The 6,627-nt window shown below is 62.0% G+C and carries 5 protein-coding genes; 3 read left to right on the plus strand and 2 right to left on the minus strand.

All coding sequences use genetic code 11. The annotated features are described in order from the left end of the window. Positions 1 to 82 precede the first annotated feature (82 nt). The gene (gene pabB, locus ACRC0P_RS06975; protein WP_438629270.1) at positions 83 to 1,414 is read right to left on the minus strand and encodes an aminodeoxychorismate synthase component I; all 1,332 of its coding nucleotides are present in this window, start codon (positions 1,412 to 1,414) and stop codon (positions 83 to 85) included. Positions 1,415 to 1,516: 102 nt separating this feature from the next. Next, on the minus strand, positions 1,517 to 2,344 hold the full coding sequence (ppsR, locus tag ACRC0P_RS06980) for a posphoenolpyruvate synthetase regulatory kinase/phosphorylase PpsR (protein ID WP_438629272.1): 828 nt from the start codon (positions 2,342 to 2,344) through the stop codon (positions 1,517 to 1,519). Positions 2,345 to 2,517: 173 nt separating this feature from the next. Between ppsR and ppsA the strand changes: the two genes are divergently transcribed. The 3 genes from ppsA (at position 2,518) to rraA (ending at position 6,390) form a co-directional block, all read left to right on the plus strand. Next, positions 2,518 to 4,881, plus strand: a complete 2,364-nt coding sequence (gene ppsA / locus ACRC0P_RS06985; protein ID WP_438629274.1) for a phosphoenolpyruvate synthase — start codon at positions 2,518 to 2,520, stop codon at positions 4,879 to 4,881. A 369-nt stretch (positions 4,882 to 5,250) separates the two neighbouring features. Continuing rightward, positions 5,251 to 5,778, plus strand: a complete 528-nt coding sequence (locus ACRC0P_RS06990; protein ID WP_438629276.1) for a L,D-transpeptidase — start codon at positions 5,251 to 5,253, stop codon at positions 5,776 to 5,778. Between the two features lie 132 nt (positions 5,779 to 5,910). Beyond that, positions 5,911 to 6,390, plus strand: a complete 480-nt coding sequence (rraA, locus tag ACRC0P_RS06995) for a ribonuclease E activity regulator RraA (RefSeq protein ID WP_438629278.1) — start codon at positions 5,911 to 5,913, stop codon at positions 6,388 to 6,390. Positions 6,391 to 6,627 lie beyond the last annotated feature (237 nt).

Consider the following 6,627-nt stretch of genomic DNA (forward strand, 5'->3'; position numbering starts at 1 on the left):
CCATGGCCGCGATCAGACTTCCAGCGCACAACTGAAAGATTGATCGCGGCCATGGGCCGCTCCTACACAAAGAGAGGTAGTTTCAGGCGAGAAACTGCTCCGCGGTATCCAGCAACAACCGGACTTTGTTCAGGCACTCCTCATGCTCCGCCGCCGGATCGGAATCCGCCACTATGCCGCCGCCGGCGGCGCAGGTAAGCCGGCCCCCGGCGGCGGTGAAAGTGCGGATGGAGATGTTACTGTCCGCACGCCCACAACTGCTGATGTAGCAGACGCTGCCGCAGTAGACCCCGCGGGGGCTGAGTTCCAGCTCGCGGATGACCTCCATCGCCCGCCGCTTGGGCGCGCCGGTGATGGAGCCGCCGGGAAAGCAGGCCGCGAGGAGCTCGGCAAAGCTACGTCCCTCGGGCAGGCGGCCTGTCACGGTACTCACCAGGTGGTGCACGTTGGCGAAGCTGGCCAGCTCGAACAGCTTCGGAACCCGCACGCTGCCCCGCTCGCACAGTTTGCCGAAGTCATTGCGCAGCAGGTCCACGATCATCAGGTTTTCCGCCCGGTCCTTGGCGCTGCGCCGCAGCGCATCCGCCAGCCGGGTGTCTGCCTCGGGGTCGTCCGCCCGCGGGGCCGTCCCCTTGATAGGTTCGGTTTGCAGATCGCCGCCGTCGGCGCGGATAAAGCGCTCCGGGGAAAGGCCCAGCAGGCTGCCCTGGGGCAGTTCCAGATAGGCGGAGAAGGGGCCGGCGGCCCGCTGGCGCAACGCCAGATAGGCCGTCAGGGGGTCGCCTTCATAGCCGGCGGAGAAGCGCTGGGTGAAGTTGGCCTGGTAGATATCGCCGGCGCGGATATAGTCGAGAATCTTCCCGATACGATCCCGGTATTCCCGAGGGGAAAATTCATGGGTGAAACGCGACAGCAGGCGAAACGATTCGGTGCGCGGCTCTGTCTGCCAGCGCACCGCGGTAAACCGGGCCACCAGGTCGCGTTTCTGTATCCGGGTACAGGCGGGATGGAACACCAGGTGGCTGGCGCACAGCTGGTGATCGACGATCAGGGCCCAGGTGTAGAGCCCAAAAAAGCCCGCCGGCAGGTCCGCGGCCCGGGGATCGATGTCGAGGTGGTTTCCCTCCCTTCCCAACTCGTAGCCGGCGTAGCCGATGGCGCCACCACAAAAGGGCAGTTGTCCGTCGCTCTCCTGGGGGCAGAGTTCGCACAACAGGTCATCCAGCTGCGCGAAGGGCTCCGGGCTGTCCGCCTGCAGTTGCAGAGTCTGCACCGGATCTGCACTGATGATGTCGAAGCGCCCGCCGCATGCCAGCGGCCGGCCACTGTCCAGCCAGACCGGTGCGGGGAGGTCCGCGACCGCCTGGAAGGCCACCGGAGTGTTGACGGAATAGGGTAGGGAGACGATTTGCATTACAGAATACAGGTGACAGAAGCCGGAAGACAGAAAATGGCGCACATTAACGCAAACGGGGTACGGCGACCACCCTATCTGTGTTCTGGCGTCCGGCCTCTGTCAACTAATACGGCGCTCGATACCCGCCTGAGACATCAACCTCGTGGCCAGTTCCTCCACCGACAGCTGTGTGGCGTTGAGGAAGGGCACCTGGGCGCGGCGCAGCATCTGCTCCACCTGGCGCACCTCAAATTCGCACTGTTCCAATGAAGCGTAGCGGCTGTTGGCGCGGCGTTCCTGGCGAATACCCATCAGTCGCCACGGGTCGATGGTGAGCCCGAACAGCTTGTCGCGGTAGGGCCGCAGGATTCTCGGCAGGGCAGTGGAATCCATATCCTCCTCGGTGATGGGGTAGTTGGCTGCGCGCAGGCCGAACTGCAGGGCCAGGTAGAGGCAGGTCGGCGTCTTGCCGGAGCGGGAGACTCCCACCAGGATGGTGTCCGCCCGCTCGAACTCCCGGACCCGGCGGCCGTCGTCGTTGTCCATGGCGAAGTGCACCGCCTCGATGCGCTCGCTGTAGCGCCGATCATCGGCGATGCCGTGGGAGATATTCACCGTCTGCGCCGGATCGCGGCCGAAGAGGTTCGCCAGCGGCGTGAGATAGCTCTCGAACACATCCAGCATCAGCGCCGGGCTGCGGTGCAGCTGCCGGCGGATTTCATCGGAGACGATGCTGGTGATAATTACCGGTTGCAGGCCCGATTCCCCGGACGCCCGCTCGATCCGCTCCAGTACCTTCTGCACTTTTTCCGTGGAATCCACGTAGGGCAGGGTAACCTGTTCCACCTGCTGGTCGCGAAACTGGGCCAGCAGGCTGTGACCGATAGCCTCCACGGTGAGGCCGGTGCCGTCGGATATAAAGAATGCGGTGCGTTTACCTTGTGCCATAGGGGTGTCGTGATGCTCTGGTTGGTACATCCTACAGGTTTTTCGGGCTGAATTTTCCGGAAACCGTTTTTTGTAGAAAATTTACAACATATTCGGCGATTTTTGCGGGGTATTTTTTACAAAACCCATCCTTATAATCGGCGGCCTCAAATCCTGCTGCAGAGGGCGCTCTCTTGACGAACTTCACCATCGAATTCGCACAACTGGGTATGGGGGATGTCGACAAGGTCGGCGGCAAGAACGCTTCCCTCGGGGAGATGATCTCCTCGCTGGCGGGCGCCGGGGTCAGCGTTCCCGGGGGCTTTGCCACCACCGCGGACGCCTTCCGCACCTTTCTCGCCCATCGGGGGCTCGAACAGCGCATCGCCGGGCGCCTGACGGAGCTGGACGTGGATGACGTGACCGCGCTGACCCGGTCCGGCGGGGAGATCCGCCAATGGATACTGGATACTCCCTTCCCCGAGCAACTGGAGCGAGAGATCCGCGAGGGCTACGAGGCCCTGGGCGGCGGCGAGACCGCGGTTGCGGTGCGATCCTCGGCCACCGCCGAGGACCTGCCAGACGCCTCCTTCGCCGGTCAGCAGGAGACCTTCCTGAACATCCGCGGCATAGACGCCGTGTTGCAGGCGGTCAAGGAGGTGTTCGCGTCCCTCTACAATGACCGCGCCATTGCCTACCGGGTGCACACCGGCTATATGCACGACGGTGTGGCCCTTTCCGCGGGCGTGCAGCATATGGTGCGCAGCGAGACGGGCGCGTCCGGGGTGATGTTCACCCTGGACACCGAGAGCGGCTTCCGCGATGTGATTTTCATTACCGCTGCCTACGGCCTGGGAGAGACCGTGGTCCAGGGTGCGGTCAACCCGGACGAGTTCTACCTGTACAAGCCGGCAGTGGATGCCGGCCGCCCGGCGATCCTGCGCCGCAACCGCGGCAGCAAGGCGATCAAGATGATCTACGACGAGAGCGGCGACTGCGGGCGCTCGGTGAAGACCGTGGATGTACCGGAGGAGGAGCGGCTGACTTTCGCCCTGACCGATGGGGAGCTTACCCGGCTGGCGCTGCAGGCGCGCAGGATCGAGGAACACTACGGCCGGCCGATGGATATCGAGTGGGCCAAGGACGGCGATACCGGCGAGCTGTTTATCGTCCAGGCCCGCCCCGAGACCGTGCGCTCCCGCGACCAGGGGACCAGTGTCGAGCGCTATCACCTGCGCGAGCGGGGGGAAATTCTCTGCGAGGGCCGCGCCATCGGCCAGCGCATCGGCGCGGGCAACGTGCGCGTGCTGGAATCCGCCGCAGACATGGCGGCGATGCGGGACGGGGAGGTACTGGTCACCGATATGACCGACCCGGACTGGGAGCCGGTGCTGAAAAAGGCCAGTGCGATCGTCACCAATCGCGGGGGACGCACCTGCCACGCGGCGATTATCGCCCGCGAGCTGGGCATTCCCGCGGTGGTCGGCTGCGGCGACGCCACCGAGCTGCTGAAGAGCGGCACCCCGGTGACCGTATCCTGCGCCGAGGGGGATACCGGCTTTGTGATGGCCGGCGAACTGAACTTCGAGCGCGAGCAGACCGAAGTCAACGACATGCCGGAGCTGCCGTTCAAGATCATGCTCAATGTGGGCAACCCGGACCGCGCTTTCGCCTTCAGTCACCTGCCCAATCAGGGCGTCGGCCTGGCGCGACTGGAATTTATCCTGAACCGCATGATCGGTATTCACCCAAAGGCATTGCTGGAACTCGACAGCCTGCCGGTGGAGTTGCAAAAAAATATCCGCGAGCGCATCGGCGGCTACGCCTCTCCTGAAGACTTTATCGTCGAGAAACTGGTGGAGGGCATCGCCACCCTGGCGGCAGCCTTCGCGCCGGAGCGGGTGATCGTGCGCCTGTCGGATTTCAAGTCCAACGAGTACGCTCACTTGGTGGGTGGACAACTGTACGAACCCAGCGAGGAAAACCCCATGCTGGGCTTTCGCGGCGCGGCACGCTACCGTTCAAAGGATTTCCGTCCGTGCTTCGCACTGGAGTGTCGCGCACTGAAAAAAGTGCGCGACGAGATGGGTCTCACCAATGTGGAGATCATGGTGCCCTTCGTGCGCACACCGGGTGAGGCCGAAGAGGTGATCGGCCTGCTGGCGCAGAATGGCCTGACGCGCGGGGAGGGCGGGCTCAAAATCATCATGATGTGCGAACTGCCCTCCAACGCACTGCTCGCGGAAGAATTCCTGCAATACTTTGACGGTTTCTCCATCGGTTCCAACGATCTGACCCAGCTGACCCTGGGCCTGGACCGGGACTCGGGCCTGGTGGCGGATCTGTTCGACGAACGCAATCCCGCGGTCAAGCTGCTGCTGTCCAGGGCGATTCAGGCCTGCAAGAAGGCGGGCAAGTATGTGGGAATCTGCGGCCAGGGGCCGTCGGATCACAAGGATTTTGCCCGCTGGCTGATGGAGGAGGGCATAGACAGTGTTTCCCTCAACCCCGACACCGCAGTGGACACCTGGCTATTTTTGGCCAACCCGGGAGACTGATAATTTTGCAAAAGGCGGCCGCAGGAGGCCGCCTTTCTGTTTTTGCGACCCCCGGATTTTCACACTAAGTTCAGGCGCAATTTCGCTAACCCCCGCCACCGAGAGAATAATTCAATCTAAATAATCCCGCCTCTCGCAATAGAATCCTGATAGTGCCGCGCTGCGCAAATACCGGAAATAGTGTTGCGCGATTCGCTAAAAATGGATTGACCAGGCTTGTGAATCTCCGGAATCGAGATTAAGGGTATCGGCACTCCAGTTGGAATGTTGCGGCTGGAATCTGCTGCGGATTTTGTGAGAGGAGGTAGGGCTATGCTCACGAACAGAAGACACGCTAATCCCCTGTTCTTTCTATTCCCAAGGGGCGGCTTGGCGCTCTTTCTGGTTGCGGTGTTGGGGGCGTCTCCCGCACTGGGCAACTCAAAGGGTGTCAACTGGTTCGACGACCAGGCCGCGGCCAGCTCTTCGGGGTCGCCCTCGATCAAGATCAATCTCAGTGAACAGCGTGCCTATTTCTACAAAGGGAAGCGCGTTGTAGGAGTCTCCAAGGTATCCTCCGGCAAGAAGGGATATGGTACCCGTCCCGGGCATTTTCGCGTGCTTTCCAAACACCCCAACCACCGCTCCACTGTCTACGGCAGCTTCGTGAGCGCGCGCACCGGCCGGGTGGTGAAGGCGGATGTCAACACCCGTAAGCACCGCCGTCCCCCGGGCACCTATTACCGCGGCGCCAAGATGAATCACTATATTCGCTTCAATGGCGGTATCGGTATGCACGCCTCGGGGAATGTTCCGAACTATCCCGCTTCTCACGGCTGTGTGCGCATGCCGCCGCAAATGGCGCGCAAGTTTTACCGCTACGCGCCTGTGGGTACTCCGGTTAGGGTAACCTGGTAGCGGGTGACAAAACCCAGCCGGGTATTATCCGTAGGGACAATACCCGGTATTTATTTCCCTCGATGCAAGATACTTTCATCGCGATTATGATCCGGAGGTACTGATAATGGATAACAGAGCGGGAAAAACACCATGCGTATTCCCACCCCGGATCTTTGCGACGCCCACCCGGAGCTGGTGCAGGTCGTGGAGCCGATGTTCGTCAACTACGGCGGGCGCGAGTGCTTCGGCGGGCAGATAGTGACCATCAAGTGTTTCGAGGACAACTCCCTGGTTCGCGAGCTGGTGACAGAGGAGGGAAGGGGCAAGGTGCTGGTGGTGGATGCCGGCGGCTCCATGCGGCGGGCCTGCCTCGGCGACCAGTTGGCGGGAAAAGCCTGCGCCAGCGGCTGGGAGGGAATCCTGATGTACGGTTGTATTCGCGATGTGGACGAGATTTCTGGACTAGAGTTAGGGGTACAGGCACTGGGCAGCCACCCGATGAAAACGGAAAAGAAAGGGATCGGCGAGCGGAATATCGCCGTGACCTTCGGCGGTGTGACCTTCACCCCCGGCGCCTACCTGTACGCGGACAATAACGGCGTAATAGTGTCTCCCCGGCCCCTCACCTGATTCGGGTTCCGGCACCGGGGCTGCGCGACGCCCCTAAAATCTGTGGGCCTGTTAACGCTAAATTCGATAGCCGCGTTGCCGCCCCAAAACGGGCCAGGCAAGGCGCGAGGAGTGTGGTTTAGCATGCTAAATGAACGACGAGCAACGCCGAATGGCCTGTTTGGGACGGCCTGTAAGGACGCAACCCGGAGGGACGGGGCCGTTTTCCCGCAATCCTGCGTTGCAGTTCGCTTATGT

It is taken from the genome of Microbulbifer sp. (assembly GCF_051659245.1).
Lineage (GTDB): Bacteria > Pseudomonadota > Gammaproteobacteria > Pseudomonadales > Cellvibrionaceae > Microbulbifer.

Coding starts and splice junctions, on each gene's coding strand:
- pabB (WP_438629270.1), bottom strand. CDS start 1,414: ATGCAAATCGTCTCCCTACCCTATTCCGTCAACACTCCGGTGGCCTTC.
- ppsR (WP_438629272.1), bottom strand. CDS start 2,344: ATGGCACAAGGTAAACGCACCGCATTCTTTATATCCGACGGCACCGGC.
- rraA (WP_438629278.1), top strand. CDS start 5,911: ATGCGTATTCCCACCCCGGATCTTTGCGACGCCCACCCGGAGCTGGTG.